Raw genomic sequence first — 21,479 nt, 5'->3', positions numbered from 1 at the left:
GCGGCAAATGAATGCTGTATTACCGGCCTTGGTTAAAAGTTTGGTACAAAGGTTAAACAAGCGGGCGTTTGGCAGTCATTCAACTGTGAATGACTGCGCGGGCCGTTCTCCGCGTGCCCCCAGTGAGCCGGGCAGTTGCCCTGGGCTAGTAGATGCGCTATGACCGGGCGCAAGTGGTCGGTGCGCGGGTGGTGGCCGAAGGCTCCCTGAGCGGCTAACGGTATGCTAGGTATATCTTAACTTGGACGAATGAAACGGCTACGCTACTTCTGCCTTTTATTCTTCGTCTTTGCTACTTGTAGTGCCGAACATAAGCCCCCCCCCTCACCTGCCGTGCGGAACTATGTGGAGGAGGTAGTCCGGATACTGCAAGCCAATTTCATGAATCGGGCGGCCATCAGCTGGGTGGTTTTCAAGCAGAATTTGCTAGCGAAAGCAAGTGGTGCCGAAACCATTGAGCAGGCCTATCCAGCAGTTGTATCTGCTATCGTTACCCTAGGCGATAAGCACAGCATGTTTGCGCCCGCCCGCCTGGTGCAGGAGTCCAAACTGCCCACTTCCAAGCAGCCCCCACTATACCCCGACGAACCGGTCCCTGGGGACATCGGCTACATCCGAATCCCCTGGGTTGTCGGCAGCCATGAAAAGCTGGACGCATACATAGCCCACGTACAGGCCCAAATAAAGGAGCGGGATAAGCCAGAATTAAAAGGCTGGCTCGTGGATTTGCGAGGGAATGCGGGCGGGAATATGTGGCCGATGCTTGTGGGGATAGGGCCGGTGTTGGGAGAGGATACGCTCGGCTATTCTGTTGACTCGAATAATACTAAAACCGCGTGGCGATACGAAAAGGGCAAGGCATTGGCGGACGGCGACATCGAGGCAGAAACCGCCAATTATTATACACTTAAGTCTGCCAACCCGGTCGTGGCCGTGCTGACCGATACCCTAACGGCCAGTTCGGGCGAGGCCGTTGCGGTCGCCTTCAAAGCCCGAAAGCACACGAGAAGCTTTGGGGCGGGCACGTGCGGGGTATCGACTGGCAGAAGCCGCTTTTATTTGTCCGATGGGTCCATTATCCTGCTAACAACCGCCGTGTTCGCCGACCGCCACCTAGTACGGTATGGCCACTCCATCGCCCCCGACGAGCCGCTCAAGCCAGCCGAAGTAGTGCCGCAAGCCATTCGCTGGATTAGGGAAGAATACCAAGCGAAGAAATAATAGGCAGCATCAATGAGCGGGCCGAACAGGTCAAGAAGGTGAGGCCAGCAGGATGGGTAAGTAGTTCCACTTTCTGGCCCCGTTCCCACCGGCATATCAGCCCCCAACTGGCGGGAGCTGGCAAGGTGCGCCTTGGTAGCTCCTACCTCCGCGCAGTAGGACGAGTTGATACGCCCACCGAGTGACCGCTCATTTAACCTTTGTACCAAACTTTTGACCAAGTCCGACGTTGTGAGCAGCTCCTGATGCTTCCTTAATCAGTTGAGAAGAAGAAGGCCGTTGAGTCCCGCAGGCAGTGGGGAAATAAACGGGTTATTGCCCGTTCATCCGCGTAAAACCCAACTGCTAAGGCCTCTCTTATCTCACACTAAATGTTGAGGGGCATGTCTCTCACCTGCCAGTCACCTTGACCGACTGAGGGGGGCGGTTAGAGCCGAACGGAACAGGCCTTGGTTAAAAGCTTAGCCGAACAGTTAATCGGTGAGATTTTAATCGGTAGTTTTTAAGGTAGGAGTGTCGTCACAACCTGTTGCTGATTACTGCGATGGTATGAATACCTGTAACACAGGTAATACCAACAATACTTGTGTTACGTTTAACATGAGTAACATTTGTACACCTATCTTTGCTGCATGAGCAAGATTCTAGCATTTACGAATCAGAAAGGCGGGGTTGGCAAAACCACATCCACGGCCAACATCGGCGCGGGGTTGGTACGCGCTGGCAAGCGAGTACTACTCGTTGACCTAGACCCGCAGGCGAACCTGACCAAAGGCCTGGGTCTGGTCGATGCAGATAAGAATGTGTACGGCGCGCTGCTGAAAGAATATCCGCTCAAAGCATACAAAGCACACGACATGTGGCTGGTCGCCGGCTCGCCGGCACTGTCGGGGTTTGAGAAGCTCAAGGGCGATGAACTAGACCGTGAGTTTCTGCTGAAGGAGCTGCTTGAACCCGTACGCGAGAAGTTCGACTACATTCTGCTTGACTGCCCGCCCGCATTGGCGCTGGTTACGCTTAACGCCTACGCCTGCTCACAGGAGCTTTACATTCCGCTGGAAGCGCAGCTTTACGCCACTGACGGCCTGGAAAAGGTGCTGGACCTGGTGAGCCGGGTCCAGCGGCGGCTGAATCCCGAATTGAAAGTAGGTGGCATCTTCTTCACCCGCCACGATGCCCGTAAGGTGCTCCGGCGGGAAACCGCCGAGCAGATGCGGACCAAGTACCCCAAACTGGTGCTGAACAGCTTCATCAGGGAAAGTATCGCCTTAGGGGAAGCCCCCCACTTGGCCAAGGACATCTTTACTTACGCTCCGCAAAGTGCCGGGGCCACCGACTACCAGGCGCTGGTGGCGGAGATACTCACCCGCTAAGCTAACACGCCCCATGGCCAAAACCTTCAAGAACCTGTCCCCTGCCGGTGAACCGGCTACCCCAAAGCCAGCGTCAGAAATGGATTTTTTTGACCTTTCCGACAGCAGTGCTCCAGTACAAAAGCCAGTTGATAAAGCAGTTGCAACGAATGGTGAGAGTAACACTGTCAACAGTGTGAATACTGGTAACATCAGTAAGCCTAAGCGAGTCGTTAAAGCTGCCGTTTCAACTGCTCCTGCTGCAGTGGAGGCCGGCGATGCGACGGATGGAGTACGCCAGACGTTCGTGCTCAGTCGGGGCCATCTGGAGCAGTTAAGGGATTACGTTCATGCTCGCCGGTCAGGGGGCGACTATACTTACTCGCAAAAGCAAGCTTTGCAGCAGGGGCTGGACCTGCTATTCGCTACTGCAGAGCCCGCAGCTCCCCGTCCTGCCCAGACTCGTGAGCAAGAGCAGCAGCGCCGGGAGCGTATCCAGCGGGGCCGGCAAGTAAAGAGCAGCGAGTAATTTACCGTCGCCGTCCATCATTAGTTGGCAGGCATTTGGAAGGCGACCAACAGTGCTGCGTCAAAGCGGGGCTGAATGGCCAGGCTTAGATTGCCGGCTGAACCATGCTTTGCGCTTCAGCCACCTTTTAGAACGCATGGTTGGGTCTTCCGTAGGCCTAGAGCGGCGCGGCTGCTCAAGATGGCTTTTGCGGATGTTACAGCGCGCACACAAGGTTTGCAGGTTATGCTGCCCGTTGGTTCCGCCGAAGCACCGGGGCCTGATGTGGTCGATGGTGAGGTTCTCCGTGGCCCCGCACTGAGCGCATTCCCGGGGCAGTTTTGTCCGCAGCTTCCGCTTGTTCTTGGTTTTGAGTGGCGCGCTCATGAGAACACATGGTTGTTGAACCGCATTCGCGGCATGGCGGGTGATACGGAGCACGAATCGGGGCAGTCAATGCCGGGAGATGCTTCGCTGCCATGAACGGGCTGACAGAAAAACCGAAGTGCTGTTTCCTGAACAAATCGCACTAGATTTAGCAACTGTTCGCGTTTACCGACGCCACCAGTCCTGCTGTCTGCTGCTCTACTGCTCTACTGCTCTACTGCTCTACTGCCAGAAGAAAATTTATAAATTCAGGGCCTGCTGCACAATCAGCTTGGCTTCGGCTGCCTCAGCTTTAGCATCAATTTTAGCCTGCTTTGCATCCTCCAGAGCCTGCTTGGCAGCGCGTACCCAAGCCGCATTGCAATAACGCAGTTTGTCGTCGATGTGGCGGTTAGACCGGTTCTTGAGTTCCCACGCTCTGAGCAGTTCCAGGGCTCCCTCCTGCTTGAGAATGGGCGCGTATTTGACGATGTTAGCATCCGTAACCTTCCACTCCCGGAGGCGGGTAATGATGCTGCCAGTATCCGTATTATCCATCCAGGAGTCCGGGATGTCCTTTAGCATTGGACCTTTTTTCAGTTCAAACCGAAAGCGGATGATTTTCTTACGGCCACGGGTGGGCCGCTCGGTCTCATAGATGGGCTTGTACGTGAACTCAAAGTCGGTGCCGGCCAGCTCCTTTTCGGGCTCCTTCATCGTGTTATCAAGGAGCAGCTTGGTGTTGGGGTACTTCATCACCGGCTTATCTTTCTTGTCCAGTCTGACCTGTCCGCGTTTGTCGACGTCATGCCAGCAATCCATGTACTGCCGGTATTCATCCACCGGAACCTCCCAGTACCCTTTATCCTGCCAGGCGGCCAGAATCTCGAAGAAGCGCATGCTGTACCAGCTCTTCAGGTTCATGTAGCCGTGCAGCGGAAACTTGCTGTAATGGGCCGCTTTCACCAGGTAAGGCGCTAGCTGCGGGTTGAGCAGGATGGTGATAATGCCGTCCTTGTAGCCGACCCGCTGCTCTTTGGTCGTATCGAGCAGGTGCCGGAAGTACCATTCCTTGCGGTCGATGCTTTCAAACTCCCACTTCATGTCGGTCAGCTCGTAGAGCGCTCCCTTGATTTTTGAGAAGGCCGTATCCGTATCGATGTCCGTCCCCTCGACAATGGAGGACACGTGCAACTGATAGAAGTCCCGCAACTGATAGTCATTGTCGCGAATCTGGTCGATGACCCGCGCCATAATGCGCTTGCCGTATACCGAAATCTTCTTCTGGTGCGCAAAGGTCACGTTCCAGTGCTGTTTTACCTCACCCCGGTATTCGGGCTCGTACGTTAAGCCAAGCTCCAGCAGTGGAGCGCCGGGCGCGCGGGATAGACGTTTGTCAGCCATGATACTTAGCGGTAGGCAGCGTTAGAAAGCACCTGCAAGATATATCCGAAAAACTAAAAAGATAAGGTGTCAATCTTTCGCATCTTACTCTTCTACGGCAGGCCGTTGGCCTAGCATTCACCAGGATGCTTACCGACCATAGCCCGCTAAAGAAATATAGTTGATTTAAGCCGATATTCAATCATAAACCATGATTATAGTCTCAATATGTAGTGGTGTGAAATTTGACTTAAATTGACCACGGTTTTAGCTGTCTGATGCCGATGGATTCAGGAGATGCGTGGCTGCTACAGATACAGCCCGCAGCAACTTAGCACTAACGTTTATGCGAAATCAGCGCGTGAGGGCACAATTAGACATGTCCAAAACTTAGTTTATTACATAGGCCTGTCAAGACTTCAGGATGAAAAACACAGGCAACCCACAGATAAACGGGTCCGTTCTGTGGCCTGTTTTCAACATTAAAGGAACCAGTCTTCACCAAACCTCCCTTTTTTATAGGTTTATCAGTCAAAAATCACCTTTTCACCCGAAATCTCCAATGTGGATAAGTACCTGTCCAAACCTTAGTTTTTACCTGTCCAAACCTTAGCTTTTACACGCCTTTACCTGTCCAAACCTTAGTTTTTGATTTTGAACACCTGTCCAAACCTTAGCTTTTACCTGTCCAAACCTTAGTTTATTGCCGTTTACTCCTTATAGTAAACTAATAGGTTCTTTTTAACTAATCAGTAAATTACTACTATCTAGTTTGTCACCCAAGTCGAAAGCTTTTAGGACTGTTGATATGTACCACGGGTCCATTAGAACAGAAAACAAAACAAAAGGGGGTAGTCTAAACAAGCATAAAGCAGTGATTGCACTTTAACAATAATTACTATTATTTACCAAATACGTTTGTCTGTTTTTGGTATATCGTAATCAACTTAGTGTATCTGTGTACCCAAAATCAATAACGGTGTGTACTACCTGCTGCACCCTGTCAAGTTTCTATGAAACAGATAATACACGGCAATGCCCGCACCACCCCGGCAATAAGACTTGCCATACAGGAGAGTCAGGAAAGCTTGCTTAAACTAGCCGAACGATACAACATCAACCCAAAGACGGTCGCCAAATGGCGTAATCGCACGACCATAACTGACGCGGTGATGGGCCCGGAACCAGGTTTGACTTTACTTACGTCTGAGCAAGAGGCCTTCGCCGTGGCTTTCCGAAGGCACACGCTGCTCCCACTCAATGATTGCCTCTCCGCACTTCAGACGATGGCTCCGCGCCTCTCCCGCTCCACACTGCATCGCTGTTTTCAGCGGCACGGCATCAGTCGCCTTCCCCGAACTGAAAACATCGGGTCCCCATCAACAGAGAAATGCACGGACTATCCTATCGGCTTTTTGCGCGTCGATTTCGCGAGTATATGGTCGGATAAGGGCACACAGCATCTTTACGTGGCCATCGACCCTGTCAGCAAATTGATTCTTGCTGAGCTTCATCCACATTCCAGATGGGTCTCAGCTTCCAACTTTCTGGAGCGTGTGCTTGAAAAACTACCCCAAAAAGTACATACAGTTTTTACTGACAAGAGCATACAATTCACACACCGGGCGCTCAAGTTCCTGCCAAACGAGCCCAATTTCAACCAAGTATGTAGAACATACGGTATCAGCCATCAGCGCATTCCGGCCGAAGAATGTTGGGGTCAAGACCAAGTCGTTAACATGACCCACACCCTAACAGAAGCCTTCGCCCTGAGCCTCTTTTGCGGGACTGAGAAAGAAATCAATAAGCAATTGCAAACTGTGTTACTGACTTATAATCATGCCACGCACCTCAATGTCTTGGGAGGATTGACCCCACATGGATTGATTTGTACCCAGTGGCAAAACAACCCTGCTGCTTTCATTCGCGACCCGACCCTCCTATCGCTTGGGCTATATGACTAGCGTTAATAAAGGATTGCTTAGTTCTGACTGCCAAGTAGTTATTATTAAATCTGCCTTTCTATATCGGTTTAAAAATTTACTTAATTACATATTTAAATTTATAACGATACACTGACAAGATGCTCCCTGCTTGACAATCCACTAGTCGCACACAGGCAAAAAGCTTGCTTTCTCATGGTTTGTTCATTATTTTTGATTGTTCACTACTAACGAACTGCTAAATATAGTGAACACTCCGGAGCAGTTAAGCTTGCTGATGCTCGCCAGCCGAGCACTTGAAAACCAATTGCAGCTGCCGGTCCATTTGAGCGGGAATGCGAAGTCAACCGGAGTAGAAAATCCCCAGCAGAGAGCCGACAACTGGCTACGCATCGGTGAGCAGGCACAACCCTTTCTGCTAGAGGCCAAGCCCAAGCTGGGAAAAGATACTGTTGCCCAGCTTCGCCACCTAAGCGAGAAAGACGCCGTGGTCCTGGTTGCCCCATATATCCCGGATGCACTTGGCAGAGCCTTGCAGGGCATGGGTATTCACTACTTGGATACGGCTGGCAACGCTTACCTGCGTATGCCGGCTGCGGGTGGGCTGATTCTCATCCGTGGGCAGCGCCAGCCCACAATAGGCAAGCAAGTGCAGCACCGCGCCTTTCAACCTGCCGGCGTGCAGCTGCTCTATCAACTGCTGCGTGAGCCAGCGCTCCTGCAGGCTTCGTACCGCGTACTTGCCGAGCAAGCCCAGGTCGCTCTGGGTTCGGTCAGCGTACTGTTGCGCGGCTTACAGCAGCTGGAGCTGCTGCGTGACGAAGGGGGCAAGCGCCGCTGGACCAACCCGTCGCACGTGCTGCACCGCTGGGTGGCGGCCTATGGTGAAGTCGTGCGGCCCCGCCTGCACGGGCAATGCTACCGCTGGCTGGATGCCAATACGGCCCGCCAGGGCTGGCAAGACCTAGAGCTGGGGCCGGACATGGCCTGGGGCGGAGAACCGGCGGCTCACCTGCTGCTGGAGGGCTACCTGCTGCCCGAGTATTTCACGCTCTACACGGCAGCCCCCCGCGGGGAAATAATGCGCCGGCTGCGCCTGGTCCCCGATGAGGCGGGCAAAGTGGAAGTGCTTCCCCCCATGCCCATGACGCTGGGACCGGGCCGTCCCCTACCCCAGGCTGTACACCCGTTGCTCGCTTATGCGGACCTTTACCTGACGGCCGAGCCCCGCAACCGCGAGGTCGCGCATCTACTGCATGAGCGCTACTTATCCTATCTCACCTGACGAGCTCCACCCGGTGGGCATGGCCGCTGCAATGGTCGCCCTGCAACGGGGGTTCGACTACTTCGGCATTGACTTTTACATCGTAGGTGCCGTGGCCCGGGATATCTGGCTGAGTCAGGTATATGACGAACCCATCCGGCGCATGACCAAGGACCTGGACTTGGCCGTGCTGGTCAATGACGCGACCCATTACGAGGCACTGCTGGTGTGGCTGACCGAAAAGGAAAGCTTCGTCCGGACCGGGCACAGTGCTTTTTGCCTGCTCTATCAGCCACCTGGTGACGTTAACAGCGTCGCGGTGGGCCTGATGCCCTTCGGAGCCATCGCAGATGATGCAGGGGACGTGTATTTCTCCCGCCGGGGCATGGAACGCATCTCTACGGTCGGCTACGAGGCAGTGCTGAGCGGGGCAGCGAGCATGACTACTCCGGCCGGCCAGCAGTGGCAGGTAGTCACGCTTCCTGGTCTGATAGCGCTGAAACTGATTGCCTGGCAGGACCGGCCCGAAAAGCGGGGGAAGCATGCGCTCGATGTGCGGAGTTTGCTTCAACGCTATTTCGACTTAGAGCAAGATGCGATTTATGCCAGCCATCACGATTTGTTCGACGAGAATGACACAATGGAACCGGGCTCGTTTCTACAGCTGGTGGCGGCCCGTGTGTTGGGGAGGCAGTTGCAGGTATTGCTCAAGAGCGAACCCATACGCACGCGGTTGCTGAATCTACTCCGCGCCGAATTGCAGGTTGGGGACCAGAGTCAACTGGCACGGGCTATGAGTCAACCCCAGTACCGCGATGAGCCGGCAGTGCCAAGTCTGGAAAATAGTTTGGCGCTGTTGGGAGCGTTACTGACAGGGTTACTAGAGGGCACAGGAGAAGGGTAAAGCAAAGTTCAGTTGCAAAGTCTTCAGCGGACATCGTCAAGGTGGTTACCACTGCTTAAAAAGCGATAATATAAGTAACATAAATATTACTAGTAACACAAATCATACTGGTAATATAAGTAACATAAATATTATTAGTAATATAAATCATGCTGGTAATATAAGTAACATAGATATTACTAATAACAATGGTGTCTATAGTAATACAGTTAACATTGGTGTTTGGAGTAACAATGATAATATCAGTTTTATTTTTAGTTCCTGTTATTGACTTTGCTGGTAGCGCCAGTGGAAGAGTGCATGTCTACATCTTCTGCTGGATGGCGATGGCCGTACCCAGAGTAAAAAGAATTTTGTGGCCGTAGCAGGCTATACAAGTTTTAACAACATCAATAATATAAGTAACACAGATAACAATAGTAATATTAACTGATGCGCGCTTCTGCAAGGGGGGGCATCAGAATGAGGGACCTCAATTGAAAAAGACAATGGTGTATACTGTACAGGTATCTCAGGTGAGGTATTCGTTCAGATATAATGTTCACGTCGGAGATAAATGAATTCTAATACCGGTAATCTTGTCAGAAACCGGCCTGTAGTCAACGAACTGTTCGATAATGGGGACACACTGCTCCAGATGGGAATGGATGGCTTAGAAGGCTTATTTGATGCTATGGCCCGGTGCAGTTCAACCCAAGGTGCCGTCATGACAATCCTTGGATGGGCGAGCAACTGGAAATCGACTGAATTCTTTCTGCAATAAATAGGAATCGAAGACCTGACTACCCTATCTTGCCAGTGTTGCAGGGTTTTTGACTGACTGTACTTTTAAAAGATTTGAGCAGATGAGCAGGGTGTGCCAGGTTTGCGGAAATTCATTGGAAGGGAAGAGGGCGGACACCAAGACTTGTGGTTCGGTATGTCGTAATGTACTATCGGCTGAGCGGAAGAAAAGTCGTGCCGGGGTCATGCCAGGGCAAGGTGATACACAAGGCTTGCTGGAAGCAAAACTGGTCTGGATTGAGCAGTACGTACAAGGATGCCGTGCATTGATAGAGGGAAAAAGTACGCGATTGAGACAGGTGATGATGCTGCGGACGTTGTTCGAAATTGAGGAGGCGGCGCGGAGTGTGCTACCGGAATCAGGTGCATCGACAAGCCCCGGGCAACGTTCGGAGGAGAGATGGAATCTGCTTCGAAGGGTGGGCTGGGTCTGAAAACCGAACCATTCCAAGTCCCATCCAACTCCTGACTTAAGTGTAACCTAAGTGTCATCAAACCCTAAGCAAGGAAGCAGGCAGTCATTTTCTATTGGCCCGTCATCCATTATTACACGTAAGGCAGTGGGGAAAAGGCGATGTTGTGTTCTGTAGCACAAAACTCTAATTATAATATTTAATCATTATTTGATTATAAAACTGATTTTCACCACATAGATTTCCTGCCAGCCATGGACACACCTAATCCCGAAGACAAAAAGGGCGGTCGCAAGCGCCTCAGCAAGGCGGTTTACAAGCGTGACAAGGATGCGCCGGACGAGGCGCCCAAGAAGCCGGAAGAGCTTGTCCACAGCAAGAATTTCAGTATCCGCTTCACTCAAAGCGAATGGGAAAGTATTACGACGAAGGCCTCGCTGGGGGGCGTCACACCTACGGCCATTGTACGGGCCGGCGCGCTGGAACTGAAAATGCAAGCTGTGCTGAGCCGGGTGTGGACGCCGGAAGAACGGGTCGAGTACCGACACCTCGTCAACTCAACCAATTACTACAAGCAGCAGTCCGAACGGGAAGATTTGTCACCTAGCGAGCGGCAGAAGATGGATGAGCTGTACGTTGAAATGCGGCGGTTGCTGGCCATTCTGGTGCCAGTTCAAATAGAACAAAAAGAAGACGAGTCATGATTGGGAAACTGTACTACGAAGACTTCTTCCGCAGACTTAGTGAGTATGTGTTGCAGCAGGCCGGAAAGAAAGCAGAGGTGCTTGCTGCCAACGGCGTGCGCGTGAGCAGCGCCGGAGAAATGGCAGCGGACTTTGAATTCCAACGCAGTACCCGCCCGGATGTAACCATGGCCGTGGAGCACGTTTCGCTGGCCTGGCTGCCCTGTGAGACCGAAAAGCTAACGAACGAGGTGATGACGCAAGCCGCCATGCTCTACATGGAAAAGCGCGGTATCGACCCGAAGGAGACGCAATGGGTACTGGCCCGGCACTTTGACGAAGAGCACCCACACTGCCATTTGCTGCTAAACCGGGTCACAAATAATGGAGAAGTAGTGCCCAACAATCTCAGCCAGGTGGAGAGCGCGGTGGCGTGCCGGAAGGTAGAAGCTGAAATGGGGTTTATAGACGCAGCCAAAATTGGGGTAGCTAACGAACTGGAGCAAGCGAAAAAGGATGGAAAGCCCGCGGAAAAACTGGACAGGCTGCACCTGAAAGCGCTACTGGTGGAAGCACTGGAAAAGCACCTGCCAGCAGTTACTACCGTTGCGGAGCTTCAGGAGGCGCTGGCGAAGGATGGCGTCAGACTACAGCCCACCTTTCAGGAAGGCAAGTTGAGAGGGGTCGTCTTTACAGCTGACGCTTACCCCGGGCTGCACATGACAGGGACTGAAACAGGGGCACCATATCGCGGCGGGCAGCTGCGAAAGACCCTGGAAGAGCAGGCCGGGAACCTAAAGGCGCAGCAACAGGAGCGTGCAGCACAGGAAGAAAGGGACGCTCAACAACGGAAAGCAACGCACGAGATACAACGGATTCAGCAACTGGAAGCCCGGATGGAAGCCCAATTCCGGGAGGTGTTGCTGGCTGCCCTGAGTAAACAGTTACCGGGAGCAGTGAACATAAAAGAACTGCAAACGGGTCTTGCAACCGAAGGTGTAACCGCCCGGCCCAGCTGGCAGGCGGATGGCCAGCTGCAGGAAATCAGCTTTATGGCGGCAGCATTCCCCGGCCGGGAGCTGAGCGGGGCAGCGCTGGGTCCCCAGTACGCGGCTGCGGCACTGAGCCAGACGTTGACTGACCAGGCGAAGCAGCGGGCATCCGAACAGCGCGAAGCTGAGCTACGCGAGGCCCAGGAGCTACGCGAACTCATCTGGGCGCAGCAGCAACAGGTATCTAAACTCAGCGACGATGAGAAACAGGCAGATTCCCGGGGGGATTATGGGCTCGTCGCTGAAATCAGGTATGGTACGCTGGTCGAGGCAACCACTCAGCTGACAGCTTACCAGGAACAGGCCCAGGGCACAGCGGCCGGACGCGAGGTGTTGAAGGAACTGGCAGCCGAAAACGAAAAGCGCTCAGACCTACGCCAGCAATTAGAGGACGATGGGAAGAAGGCGCTACTGCATCCTTTGCAGGAAGGACGGGGAAATTGGCGAACCTGGGCGGATTATAAGGAGCAGGTACATCAGCTGGGTTTCGACATTCTTGAAATCCAAGGCCAGATGCCGAAGCTGCAGCACACCATAAGCGGTGAGATGCTGGACCTAGCGCTGGTGCAGCCGGGTGGGCAGAAAGCGACAGGTCTGCGCAACCAGGTGAATGAAGAAATTCAGGCGCAGGAAAATGCCCGGTTCGTAGCAGAAGGCATGTTCAAGTACCGGCTGGCTCTCCGCAGTTTCACTTCTCTGTCTGAGCTGGACGAGCAAATACCAGCGCAAGGCTATCGCGGCGTGGTGCAACCCGATGGTACGAGGTGGGTGCAAGAAAAGGCCAGTGGCCGGCAGTTCAGGCTGACGGAGTTGCACCCCGATGGCAAGCCCTTGGAAGCACAGCTAGAGGCTGCGATGACTACACGGAAACAGGAATTACAGCGGGGGCACCTGGTGGTGAACTCCGGCCCGGACGGGTCGGCTGCCGAGCGGGCTGGCCATTTCCAACGCGTCCTGGAGTCCGCCGGGGCACAGGTCCGTGCGGAAGCCGGGGCGGCGGGAGTCGGTAAGGTGGTACTGGAGTACCGCTACGAATGGGATGGGGCTAAGCTGGAATCCGTGAATCAGGCGCTGCGGCAAGCCCAGGCGGCCCCAGGCGTGCTGGTTCGGGAACAGAGCAAAGGATTCGACCAGCCCGAGGCGGAGTGGCCCGTGCGGACAGGGGAGTATGGGTTGGCTGTGCTCGTGGTGCCGGCGATTCACAAAGACCAAGTAGAAACCATTACCCGCAAGCTGGAGGAGAACGGTGGGTGGCTAAACGTGAAGCGGTCGAACCCGGATGGCACAATAGAGCTGGACATGGGTTATAAGACGCAGCATCCAGACTTTCCGGTGCTGAACGCAATGCTGGATAGGTGGGCCGCAACTACCTCGCTGCAAGTGCAGGAGTCATCCTACGGTGCAGTTGTACGCGAAGAGGTGCGCCAAGCCGTTGCTGAATCAACGCCCAAAATGGACAAGGCGATAGTTCCACCGGCACCCGCATCCCTATCTGTTGATGATTATGAGATTGACTAGGTGCGCATACTGCTGAGGACCTTGTGATGGTTATATGTTTAGCATCGGAATTCCTGTGGCATCAGACTGACGTTTCCACTATGATTCCCAAGTTCAAAACCACGGTTGTGGGTGTCCGGCAATTGCCTTCTAATGATATGGTAGCATTCCTGTTGATTCCCGAGTCAGAATGGAAACAAATCGTGAGTCGTCTGGAGCGTTTAGAGGAAGCGGTGCAGCAGAAAGCGCAGGAAAAGGATTCGCCTCCAACTGACGAGGTGTTGAATGTGCGGCAGGCAGCAGCCCTTTTAAAGGTGACCCCGGCGGGGCTGCGCAGGGCCCGACGTGCCGGACGAGTTAAAGGGGTACGCATCAATGAGAAGGAGTGGGGCTTTTACACCTCCGAGTTACACCGCTACCTGAATCGCTATAACCGGTCCGACAGGTTGGGCTGAGCGTGCATGGCTAGCCGATGAATAGACGGGATTTTGTTGGGAATCCATCTTCGAAGCAAGTAATGACGGCATACTGTTTTTATATGGCAGTGACTTATTGACTCCTGGAACAGCAGCGGATAGAAAATAAGCAGGAAAAAAACCATGCCTTGCAGCTCTTCAAGCTATTGAATAAGCGTAGATTCCTGACCTTTACCATCTACTCGCTGCTCCCCGATGCAAAAAAATCCTGCCTTTTCTTCGCATGCCCGCGCTGGCTGTTTGCCTGATGCTGGTCGGCTGTCAGAAGGAAGCCATGTCTCCAAGCGCGCCTACGTCGCCGATGGGTCCCGTAACGCCCGCCCAGCCCCTACCGGAGCATCTCACCCTAGGTAATCCCAGCGGTGCCACCGCAGACGCAACTCAACCCACGAACTACCTGCTCAGTAAGTCCCAGTACGCGCTGAGCTACCACCGCGACCGGGGCATCCCCAATTGGGTGAGCTGGCACCTAAGCACCGACTGGCGCGGCAGCGCCGCCCGCCAGGACGACTTCCGGCCCGACAATGCCCTGCCCACCGGCTGGTACCAGGTGCTGGCCACGAGCTACACCGGTTCGGGCTTCGACCGGGGCCACAACTGCCCCAGCGCCGACCGTACCAGCACGGTGGCCGATAACTCGGCCACGTTTCTGACGACCAACATGATGCCCCAGGCTCCGCGCAACAACCAGCAGACGTGGGCTAACCTGGAGGACTACTGCCGCACCTTTCTGAGCACCGGCAACGAGGTGTACATCATCTGCGGCAGCTACGGCCGGGGAGGCACCGGCACCAACGGCTACGCCACCACCCTCGACCAGGGCCGCGTCACCGTCCCCGCCCGCTGCTGGAAAGTCGTCGTCATCCTACCTGTCGGCACCGATGATGCTACCCGCGTTACTGCGGCCACCCGCGTCATTGCCATCGACACGCCCAACGACAACAGCATCAGCACCACGTGGGGAACCTACCGGACCAGCGTCGATGCCATTGAAACCGCCACCGGCCTGGACATTCTTTCCGCGGTCCCATCCGCCGTGCAGCAGGTGGTGGAGGCCCGCGTGGACAACGGTCCCACTAGCTGATTCCACTGCCGGATTCCGATACCCATTCCGGTTTTCAGACTGCTGGAAAGCAGGGCTTAACCCGCGTTCTTTGCGACCGGATTCCGATACCGCTACTTCTACCGCCTTATTTGCATGCACCGCTACCTGCTGGTCGCCCTGAGTCTCCTTCCCCTCGCGACCCTTGCCCAAACCAAAAAGACTCTCAAACCAGTCGTTCCCGCCGATACCATCTACTTTGACCAGGACTGGGCCCGCACCGAAATCCCTGACGACCGCAAGTATGTCCGGCTCATCCGCTACGGAGCTGATGGCCTGCCCACCGGCACCGTGCGCGACTATTACTTGCCTTCCTGGAAAAAGCAATGGGAAGGCAAGCTGGTCAGCGAAGAACCCGAGTTGGCCAGCGGCCTGTGTAGCTTCTGGTACGAAAGCGGCAAGCTCAAGGCCCGGGGCACCTATTCCCGCGGTCAGGCCCTGGGCGACTACCAGCAGTGGCGGCCCGATGGTACTCCCGTCAAGTGTTCCAGCCGCCTGGTGGAAGCTTTGCCCAGCGAGCAGTCACAGATTCATTCCTCATCCCACGGCCGGGAAATGCAGCACGTTTTTCAGGCGGTACTGCCCTCCGGCACTACGAGCGTGCTGTATCGCTTCGATATCCGCGACGAGGGCCAGCCCCCGATGAGTTGGAATAGCGCGGCCAGCCTGGCCCTTGGCTCCATGGTTTCCGGCCTTACGTTGGCTCAGCTGAGCCTGCAGGCCATGCGCACGGATGCCCGTCATCAGCAGGACCCCACCATCAGCACGCAGTGTCACTACTTCATCACCACCGACGTGGAGGTGGCCAGCCGCTTCCAGCAGACCGACGGCCAAACACCCACTTCCGGGAGTTTCCTCTACCAGACCTCCAGCACCCAGCACGAGATTCGTCCCCTGACCGTTCCACCCGGTACCCGCCAGGTGTTCTTCTGCGTCAAGAACGACAACTCCTTCACCGCCGCCATCGCCACGCTTTCGGTCACGGCCATCGTTCAGGAGTGCAAATAGGCGGGGCATATCCTTTCAGGGTATCCTTACCATCGACTGCTATCCCCGCTCATGATACCGGTGCAGCTGATTTTACTTTCATCGGCGGTTTCTCAGTCAGGTAGCTCGCCTTGCCCCACCCTGGTTTGACCTTCCATAACCCCGAGTCAATCCTCCTTCGACGCTGGCACCCCGCGTCGCCTCTGTCAATATGAAAATCATTCAGTCGCACGACATTCAGAGCAAGCTGATGAACGTCATTCTGACGGCTAAGAAGGAGCTGGTGTTGGTTTCCCCCTACGTGAACCTGGCCTACACCAAGCAGGTATCTGCCGCCATTGTAGCGGCCCGGCAAAAGGGCGTGAAAATTGACTTCTACATCCGGGAAGATTCCAACACCGACAGCAAGGTCAGCAGGCAGCAAGTGCTTGATATGGGCATTACGCCCCGCCTGATTCCCAACCTGCACGCCAAGCTCTACTTCAACGAGTCCACCGGCATCATTGCCTCCCTCAACCTACTGAGCAGTTCCATCGGCAATTCCATCGAGATTGGGGGGCAACTCGAAACGCCGGCCGAGATTGAGGAATTACGCTTGTTTATCGAGAACTTCATCACCCCGCATGAAATCGGGGGGCCTCCCGCGCCAGTCAAACCGGCTGCTGCGGAGCCAAAGCCGGTGACACCAGAAATAAAGGCACCGGCCAAGTCGCTGTCCGACGAGGAAATTAGGTTCCAGCAGCAGCCTTTTGGCCAGGTCCTGGCCGACTACTTGTCGGCTCAGGTTGACCGCAGGTGCAATATCGAGGGGGACCATACCTTTATGACCATCCGGGCGGTGGGCAACACCTTCTCAATGCTGCTGGACAACGCCCAGGGTGCCACCAGTCAGTTGCTATTGCGCGGGGTTGTATCAGGTAGCGAGGTCGACCGCTTTGCCAGGAAGTCGGCTACTCATTTCAAGCTGGGGGCCTATGATTACATGATTAAGAAGGGCACCAAAGGACACTACGACCAGGTGCAGGCCGTCCGCAGGTCCAGGATGTCAGCCACTGGGTTCGACGAACTCTCCCACGGCGAGAAAAAAGCGCTGCTCTCCGAGGTGGCCCACTTCCTGCTGGCCACGCAGTCATTCAAGGCCGACTACCGCAATTAATCAATGCCAATGTCCGTCATACCCGGTGAGCAAGCTATTGCTACCATCCTCAAGCACGACAACAAGACCACCAGCTACAAGATTGCCTTGCTGCGGGCCATCAACGACGTGGTGCTGATGTATCCTGACGTAGCCCGTCAGGGCCAGCCCGTCGCCGTGCCGTTGAACCGCCTGGCCGAGCTGTGGGTGGCTTACTACTGGCCCTTTGCCGACGCGCAGCACCCCATCTACCAGGGTGCTCGCGCTATCCGTGCCGAAGCCACCCGCAACGACATCGCCTTTCGCCCGGCCCTCACCAGCCTGCGCGCCGCGTGGCAGCAGCTGGTGCAGCTCCCGCCCCAGCCCGCCGATGGCTTCTTTCTGCTCACGGAGATGCGCACGCCCCGCCGGCGGGCCACCTACCCGCCCGCGCTGCAGCAGGCCTACCGGCAAACCGTGGCCGCCACCGCTAAGGCCATTCAGATGCCCATCAAGTACGCCGGCCCGGGCCACTGGTCGGTGTTTGATGCGCCCGCCCGCTACGACCAGTTGCCGCCCACCGTGCTGCCCCTGCCCGGTACCCAGCCCCAGGATACCTGCCTCGTGGTACCGGCCAGCCTGTGGGAAGCTTTCCATCGGCTCTCGCTCTACGTCGAAGCCCTCTGCCTGCACGAGTGGTGCCTCTTCACTGAAGGCGTCACCCAAGATGCTGGCCCGGCCGGCCGCGGCGCGGTTTACACCCTGCTCACCGCCCGCCCCGACAACCGCCGGCCGCTTTCCTGGGAGCGCAACCAGGTCGATATTCTGCTGCACGAAGACCACCACTTCATATGCCCCTGGACGCGGAAGCACCTCACCCAGCCGCAGCACTACGACCTGGACCACCTGCTGCCCCTGGCCGTGTACCCCGTCAACGAGCTCTGGAATCTGCTACCTGTGGACCGCGACTTCAATCAGCACATCAAGCGCGACAAAGTGCCCGACACCAAGCGTCTGGCCGCCGCCGAGCCATTGCTGGCCGCCGCTTACCGCACCTACCATCAATCGGCTGCGCTACAGAAAGCGGTGCGTGAGGATGCGGCCCTGCGCTTCGCCGGCCTGCGCACCGACCATACCTTCGCCGCCATGCTGGCCAGCCGCGCCGTGCGGTTCATCGACGACGTGGCCGCCGCCCGCTTCGTCCAGCGTTTCTAACTCATGCCATACCCCAAGCTCGTACGCGACCGCATTCCCGTCATCATTGCTGAATCTGGCCGCCAGTGCCGCACTACGGTGCTCACCAAGCCAGTATTCCTCGTCGCCTTGCGGGCCAAGCTGGTTGAAGAGGCACTTGAAGTGCAGGCCGCTATGTCCGAGGAGCTACTCACCGAGCTGGCCGACGTGCTGGAAGTAGTGGAGGCGCTACTCACCACGTACGGGTTTACGCAGGCCCAAGTGCACGCGGTGCAGCAGCAGCGCCGCCAGACCCGGGGCGGTTTCGAAAGCCGCCGGCAGCTGGAGTGGGTAGGGGAGTAGCGCCCCCGGCCAACCGGCGAACGCCCGTGTCCGGGCCGCGGACACGCATGTCCGTGGCCCGGACACGGGCTGGTTCTTTATCCTTCTAACCCAGTAGTTGATAGTGGGCCGCCACCGCCGCCGCCTCAATGATTCCGGCCTGGCGTAAGAGTTCAAAGTCCCGCCTGACCGTGCGCTCGGTCACACCCAGCTGCCGGGCCAGCGCCGCCGTGGTCGATGGGCCCGTGGCCGCCAGCTGGTCTACTTCCAGCCGCAGCCGCTCCGCTACCCCCGCGGCCACCGCCAGGGGGAGCAGCCGTTGCCGGGCTCCGGCCAGGGCGGCCTCACTGGCTGCCGGGCCTGCTTGAACTCGATGCTGATGCCTTCGCCTTGCGCCAACAGGCTTTCCAGTTGCTCCGTGGTCATGGCAAAAGGGAAATGGGGAATAATTCAGCCGGTAAACTAGGCATTTATCCCTGATTAACTTAGTGGGTAGCCGGTCCCGATTGCTGACCAGGGCCGGCGCGGTAGATGTTCAACCCCTACGCGCAGATGCCATGCAAGCTTTTTTGTTGATTCCCGAATCCGAATGGAAAGAGGTACTTGAACGACTGGCACGTCTGGAAACAGCCGAGCAGGAGCGGTCCAAAGATAAAGCGGCGCTGCCCCCGGATGAAATCCTGAATGTGCGGCGGGCCGCCGCGCACCTGGGCATGACCCCGGAGGGCATCCGCAAAGCGCGGCGGGCCGGCCGGGTGAAAGGGGTGCGCATCAACGAAAAGGAATGGGGCTTTTACAACTCGGAGCTAAACCGCTACCAGCATCGCTACGACCGGACCTATAAAATGGGCTGAAAGAGTGCCGGAGGCTTCCGGGCGTGTACACGGGAGCCGGAGCCTTATCTCGAGTAAGAGCATGATATACTGGCAAAAATCAATTTTCGTCTCGGTGGTATAGCATATTGATGACTGGTTCACGTGTCTCAATTAACATTCAGCCATTGCGCAGCACTGGGCGTCCACTGGCAGCCAGGTAGTGTGGTGAGGTGGTGCTGGTTCAGGTGGTCGGCAAGCTACTGGTACGTTAACTTAAATCGGCGCTTTTCCTGGATGATGCCCGTGGCCTGAACAGTTATACTGAGCGAAGTAATACGTGGTTTTGCCCGCTACTTAGCTAAAGCCGCTGAAGTGCAGAACCTGCACTCCTTATATAAACGCTTGACCTCTTACTTCAGCAAATGATTGAACAACCTTTTTTTAACTACAGGCCAACCTTAAGCTTTCCAGCCCTGACCTGAGCCTTGACAAATGGTTCGACAACATTATTATAAAAATTGCCCTCAATTTTCCCATTTGATTTTGATAGCGCATTAGGCTCATCATATGCGTCAAACCTGACAGCGTGGTAAACAGGCTTGCTTTTAGCCCGCTCTTTACATGCTGCGATGGCACGGTTTGGCCCTGTGCCCGAGCTGCGCCCTGTAGTTGACTCACGCATACCTAAGTCATCTTTACGAGTGGTAGTTTGGTCTGCCGCAGGCCTCAGCTTATTTGGAGATGAAGCTCCTAAAGCAAGGTCAATGGCATCGTGCGTATCACGAAGGGATGCAATACCAGCCGGAGTATCAAGAAAGCGCAGTGATTCCATCCTTGCTTGATGGTCAGCCCGCTCACAGTCGCAAAGCTCCGCAGAAAGCGCCCGGTGGGCTTCTTCGTTGGTCAGGGCAGTAGTAGTGTTGCTCTGCTCACGTTCTGTTGCTTCCGCTGCTTTTCCACTGGTTGTGTGAAGCTGCGATGCTTGGGCACAAATAGTCATTTTAAATGAACGAGCGGCGGCGTCCTTGTTATGCATTACCCCCGTGTAGCAATTACCCGTAAGCTTAAGCGAGCATTCAGCTGTGTCGTCGTCGCCGGTATATTCCGTTAAAGTCAAGTCTGTTCCATCAAGCAGCAGCTTCCCCTGTAGGGTGTATACTTTGCCGGGCCGGTTTGTATAGTAGTATGAGCCTTTGACTACTAATTCGTCCTCCATGGTCAGCTTATACCGTGCTTCTAGATTGCCGACTTTGCCGATGAACTCTTTTGTGTCCCCGACTCCGTTAAATAAACCGGTGCCTTGGGGGCCAGAGGGTGCTTCAAGAGCCTTCTTTATCCGTATTACGTCTTTGCGTTGTTCGGCTGCCAACGTGTTGTAAACATTACCCGCCAAATACCACCCCTTTTCGTTTTTTAAGAATTGGGCGGCTCCCTTGTTGTCATCAAGGTCACCACGAAACTGCGGTGAATCAGGCAACGCGGCTGTGTATGTAACATCGAATTTCTTCTCCGTTTCACGAACGTTTCCGATGGTATAGTAAACAGGAATAGGCCCTGTAATCTTTTGGTCGAGAATAGCTTTTGGATACCGCTCCTTTAGGCTATCCAGGTTTGCTGCTCGCCATCCCCAATGTGCCGTCACCTCATCAATCTGCCCTGCCTGAGGCCCAGCCCCTAAGTAAGTCGTGTCTATCAATCTGGACTTGAAGATGGCCGTCATGGCTATGCTATCGCTCATTTGCGGATAGTAAACTTTGCCATCTGCGGCACCGACGGTGGCAGCCTTTTCAGGGGTGGTGGAGCATGCTGAAATAAAGAAGGCAGAGAATGCGAAAAGACTGATTCCAGCAAGCAGGGTAGAGGGTTGTTTCATTTGTGTTAAACGCCCTTGTGAGTTATGAATTCTAGACTGAGTATCTAAAAACCGGCATTTGGGGTCTAAAGGTATGTACACGTTTCATCTACTCCATGTCCTTGGTTATAGTGGTGCATCGTACCGGTTGAGGAAAAGTCATTTTATAAACGACCGGCCAGAGCTGACTTTTTTGAAAAGCATTACGCTTGAACCAACTCCAAATGAGCGCCGGGCTCGTTGAGTGCC

At 55.2% G+C, this 21,479-nt stretch carries 19 protein-coding genes; 15 read left to right on the top strand and 4 right to left on the bottom strand.

Annotated features, from left to right (window positions below):
* Positions 1-333: 333 nt before the first annotated feature.
* From HBN54_RS20700 to HBN54_RS20690, 3 genes are all read left to right on the top strand, one after another.
* Positions 334-1,221: a S41 family peptidase gene (locus HBN54_RS20700; protein WP_168675142.1), complete on the top strand. Its 888-nt coding sequence runs from the start codon at positions 334-336 to the stop codon at positions 1,219-1,221.
* A 632-nt stretch (positions 1,222-1,853) separates the two neighbouring features.
* On the top strand, positions 1,854-2,594 hold the full coding sequence (locus HBN54_RS20695) for a ParA family protein (RefSeq protein WP_168675141.1): 741 nt from the start codon (positions 1,854-1,856) through the stop codon (positions 2,592-2,594).
* 13 nt (positions 2,595-2,607) lie between these two features.
* Positions 2,608-3,102 carry a hypothetical protein gene (locus HBN54_RS20690; RefSeq protein ID WP_168675140.1) on the top strand — a complete coding sequence of 165 codons (495 nt, stop codon included), beginning with the start codon at positions 2,608-2,610 and terminating at the stop codon, positions 3,100-3,102.
* A 60-nt stretch (positions 3,103-3,162) separates the two neighbouring features.
* Here the strand turns inward: HBN54_RS20690 and HBN54_RS24155 are convergent, their stop codons facing one another.
* Together HBN54_RS24155 and HBN54_RS20680 are read right to left on the bottom strand one after the other, a co-directional pair.
* Entirely contained in the window at positions 3,163-3,468 is a 306-nt protein-coding gene (locus HBN54_RS24155; RefSeq protein ID WP_168675139.1) for an HNH endonuclease, read from the bottom strand.
* A gap of 240 nt (positions 3,469-3,708) precedes the next feature.
* Positions 3,709-4,851 carry a replication initiation protein gene (locus tag HBN54_RS20680; protein WP_168675138.1) on the bottom strand — a complete coding sequence of 381 codons (1,143 nt, stop codon included), beginning with the start codon at positions 4,849-4,851 and terminating at the stop codon, positions 3,709-3,711.
* 992 nt (positions 4,852-5,843) lie between these two features.
* On the opposite strand from HBN54_RS20680, the gene HBN54_RS20675 reads away from it, so the two are divergent.
* From HBN54_RS20675 to HBN54_RS20625, 11 genes are all read left to right on the top strand, one after another.
* A complete protein-coding gene (locus HBN54_RS20675) occupies positions 5,844-6,794 on the top strand; it encodes a DDE-type integrase/transposase/recombinase (RefSeq protein ID WP_168675137.1) in 951 nt (316 codons plus the stop codon).
* A 565-nt stretch (positions 6,795-7,359) separates the two neighbouring features.
* The gene (locus HBN54_RS20670) at positions 7,360-8,058 is read left to right on the top strand and encodes a type IV toxin-antitoxin system AbiEi family antitoxin (RefSeq protein ID WP_210428136.1); all 699 of its coding nucleotides are present in this window, start codon (positions 7,360-7,362) and stop codon (positions 8,056-8,058) included.
* Positions 8,030-8,941 carry a nucleotidyl transferase AbiEii/AbiGii toxin family protein gene (locus HBN54_RS20665; protein ID WP_168675135.1) on the top strand — a complete coding sequence of 304 codons (912 nt, stop codon included), beginning with the start codon at positions 8,030-8,032 and terminating at the stop codon, positions 8,939-8,941. The genes HBN54_RS20670 and HBN54_RS20665 overlap by 29 nt, the downstream gene beginning before the upstream one ends.
* A 1,450-nt stretch (positions 8,942-10,391) precedes the next feature.
* Complete coding sequence (locus HBN54_RS20660) at positions 10,392-10,841, top strand: hypothetical protein (protein ID WP_168675134.1); 450 nt, start codon at positions 10,392-10,394, stop codon at positions 10,839-10,841.
* On the top strand, positions 10,838-13,390 hold the full coding sequence (locus tag HBN54_RS20655; RefSeq protein ID WP_168675133.1) for a relaxase/mobilization nuclease domain-containing protein: 2,553 nt from the start codon (positions 10,838-10,840) through the stop codon (positions 13,388-13,390). Before HBN54_RS20660 ends, HBN54_RS20655 begins: the two co-directional genes overlap by 4 nt.
* 80 nt (positions 13,391-13,470) lie before the next feature.
* Positions 13,471-13,824: a helix-turn-helix domain-containing protein gene (locus tag HBN54_RS20650; protein WP_235955637.1), complete on the top strand. Its 354-nt coding sequence runs from the start codon at positions 13,471-13,473 to the stop codon at positions 13,822-13,824.
* A gap of 244 nt (positions 13,825-14,068) precedes the next feature.
* Positions 14,069-14,929 (top strand): DNA/RNA non-specific endonuclease, encoded by an 861-nt coding sequence (locus HBN54_RS20645; protein ID WP_235955636.1) that lies wholly within the window; start codon positions 14,069-14,071, stop codon positions 14,927-14,929.
* 114 nt (positions 14,930-15,043) lie between these two features.
* Positions 15,044-15,955, top strand: coding sequence for a toxin-antitoxin system YwqK family antitoxin (locus HBN54_RS20640; RefSeq protein WP_168675132.1), 912 nt, complete (start codon positions 15,044-15,046; stop codon positions 15,953-15,955).
* A 190-nt stretch (positions 15,956-16,145) separates the two neighbouring features.
* Positions 16,146-17,090: a phospholipase D-like domain-containing protein gene (locus HBN54_RS20635; protein ID WP_168675131.1), complete on the top strand. Its 945-nt coding sequence runs from the start codon at positions 16,146-16,148 to the stop codon at positions 17,088-17,090.
* A 9-nt stretch (positions 17,091-17,099) separates the two neighbouring features.
* The gene (locus HBN54_RS20630) at positions 17,100-18,263 is read left to right on the top strand and encodes an HNH endonuclease domain-containing protein (protein WP_168675130.1); all 1,164 of its coding nucleotides are present in this window, start codon (positions 17,100-17,102) and stop codon (positions 18,261-18,263) included.
* Between the two features lie 3 nt (positions 18,264-18,266).
* Positions 18,267-18,584: a nucleoside triphosphate pyrophosphohydrolase gene (locus HBN54_RS20625; RefSeq protein ID WP_168675129.1), complete on the top strand. Its 318-nt coding sequence runs from the start codon at positions 18,267-18,269 to the stop codon at positions 18,582-18,584.
* Positions 18,585-18,669: 85 nt separating this feature from the next.
* Here the strand turns inward: HBN54_RS20625 and HBN54_RS23715 are convergent, their stop codons facing one another.
* Positions 18,670-18,864 carry an HTH domain-containing protein gene (locus tag HBN54_RS23715; protein ID WP_168675128.1) on the bottom strand — a complete coding sequence of 65 codons (195 nt, stop codon included), beginning with the start codon at positions 18,862-18,864 and terminating at the stop codon, positions 18,670-18,672.
* A gap of 256 nt (positions 18,865-19,120) precedes the next feature.
* Between HBN54_RS23715 and HBN54_RS20615 the strand changes: the two genes are divergently transcribed.
* Entirely contained in the window at positions 19,121-19,417 is a 297-nt protein-coding gene (locus HBN54_RS20615; protein WP_168675127.1) for a DNA-binding protein, read from the top strand.
* Positions 19,418-19,823: 406 nt separating this feature from the next.
* Here the strand turns inward: HBN54_RS20615 and HBN54_RS20610 are convergent, their stop codons facing one another.
* Positions 19,824-21,251 carry a hypothetical protein gene (locus HBN54_RS20610; RefSeq protein ID WP_168675126.1) on the bottom strand — a complete coding sequence of 476 codons (1,428 nt, stop codon included), beginning with the start codon at positions 21,249-21,251 and terminating at the stop codon, positions 19,824-19,826.
* Positions 21,252-21,479 lie beyond the last annotated feature (228 nt).

This window comes from Hymenobacter artigasi (genome assembly GCF_012275535.1).
Lineage (GTDB): Bacteria > Bacteroidota > Bacteroidia > Cytophagales > Hymenobacteraceae > Hymenobacter > Hymenobacter artigasi.
The sequence above is the reverse complement of the archived record's forward strand: the minus strand, read 5'-3'. Positions and strand labels throughout refer to the sequence as shown.

Bases quoted from the DNA above. Each gene is read 5' to 3' on its own strand.
- HBN54_RS20695 (WP_168675141.1), top strand. From the start codon at position 1,854: ATGAGCAAGATTCTAGCATTTACGAATCAGAAAGGCGGGGTTGGCAAA.
- HBN54_RS20690 (WP_168675140.1), top strand. From the start codon at position 2,608: ATGGCCAAAACCTTCAAGAACCTGTCCCCTGCCGGTGAACCGGCTACC.
- HBN54_RS24155 (WP_168675139.1), bottom strand. From the start codon at position 3,468: ATGAGCGCGCCACTCAAAACCAAGAACAAGCGGAAGCTGCGGACAAAA.
- HBN54_RS20680 (WP_168675138.1), bottom strand. From the start codon at position 4,851: ATGGCTGACAAACGTCTATCCCGCGCGCCCGGCGCTCCACTGCTGGAG.
- HBN54_RS20675 (WP_168675137.1), top strand. From the start codon at position 5,844: ATGAAACAGATAATACACGGCAATGCCCGCACCACCCCGGCAATAAGA.
- HBN54_RS20670 (WP_210428136.1), top strand. From the start codon at position 7,360: ATGCCGGCTGCGGGTGGGCTGATTCTCATCCGTGGGCAGCGCCAGCCC.
- HBN54_RS20665 (WP_168675135.1), top strand. From the start codon at position 8,030: ATGAGCGCTACTTATCCTATCTCACCTGACGAGCTCCACCCGGTGGGC.
- HBN54_RS20660 (WP_168675134.1), top strand. From the start codon at position 10,392: ATGGACACACCTAATCCCGAAGACAAAAAGGGCGGTCGCAAGCGCCTC.
- HBN54_RS20655 (WP_168675133.1), top strand. From the start codon at position 10,838: ATGATTGGGAAACTGTACTACGAAGACTTCTTCCGCAGACTTAGTGAG.
- HBN54_RS20650 (WP_235955637.1), top strand. From the start codon at position 13,471: ATGATTCCCAAGTTCAAAACCACGGTTGTGGGTGTCCGGCAATTGCCT.
- HBN54_RS20645 (WP_235955636.1), top strand. From the start codon at position 14,069: ATGCCCGCGCTGGCTGTTTGCCTGATGCTGGTCGGCTGTCAGAAGGAA.
- HBN54_RS20640 (WP_168675132.1), top strand. From the start codon at position 15,044: ATGCACCGCTACCTGCTGGTCGCCCTGAGTCTCCTTCCCCTCGCGACC.
- HBN54_RS20635 (WP_168675131.1), top strand. From the start codon at position 16,146: ATGAAAATCATTCAGTCGCACGACATTCAGAGCAAGCTGATGAACGTC.
- HBN54_RS20630 (WP_168675130.1), top strand. From the start codon at position 17,100: ATGTCCGTCATACCCGGTGAGCAAGCTATTGCTACCATCCTCAAGCAC.
- HBN54_RS20625 (WP_168675129.1), top strand. From the start codon at position 18,267: ATGCCATACCCCAAGCTCGTACGCGACCGCATTCCCGTCATCATTGCT.
- HBN54_RS20615 (WP_168675127.1), top strand. From the start codon at position 19,121: ATGCAAGCTTTTTTGTTGATTCCCGAATCCGAATGGAAAGAGGTACTT.
- HBN54_RS20610 (WP_168675126.1), bottom strand. From the start codon at position 21,251: ATGAAACAACCCTCTACCCTGCTTGCTGGAATCAGTCTTTTCGCATTC.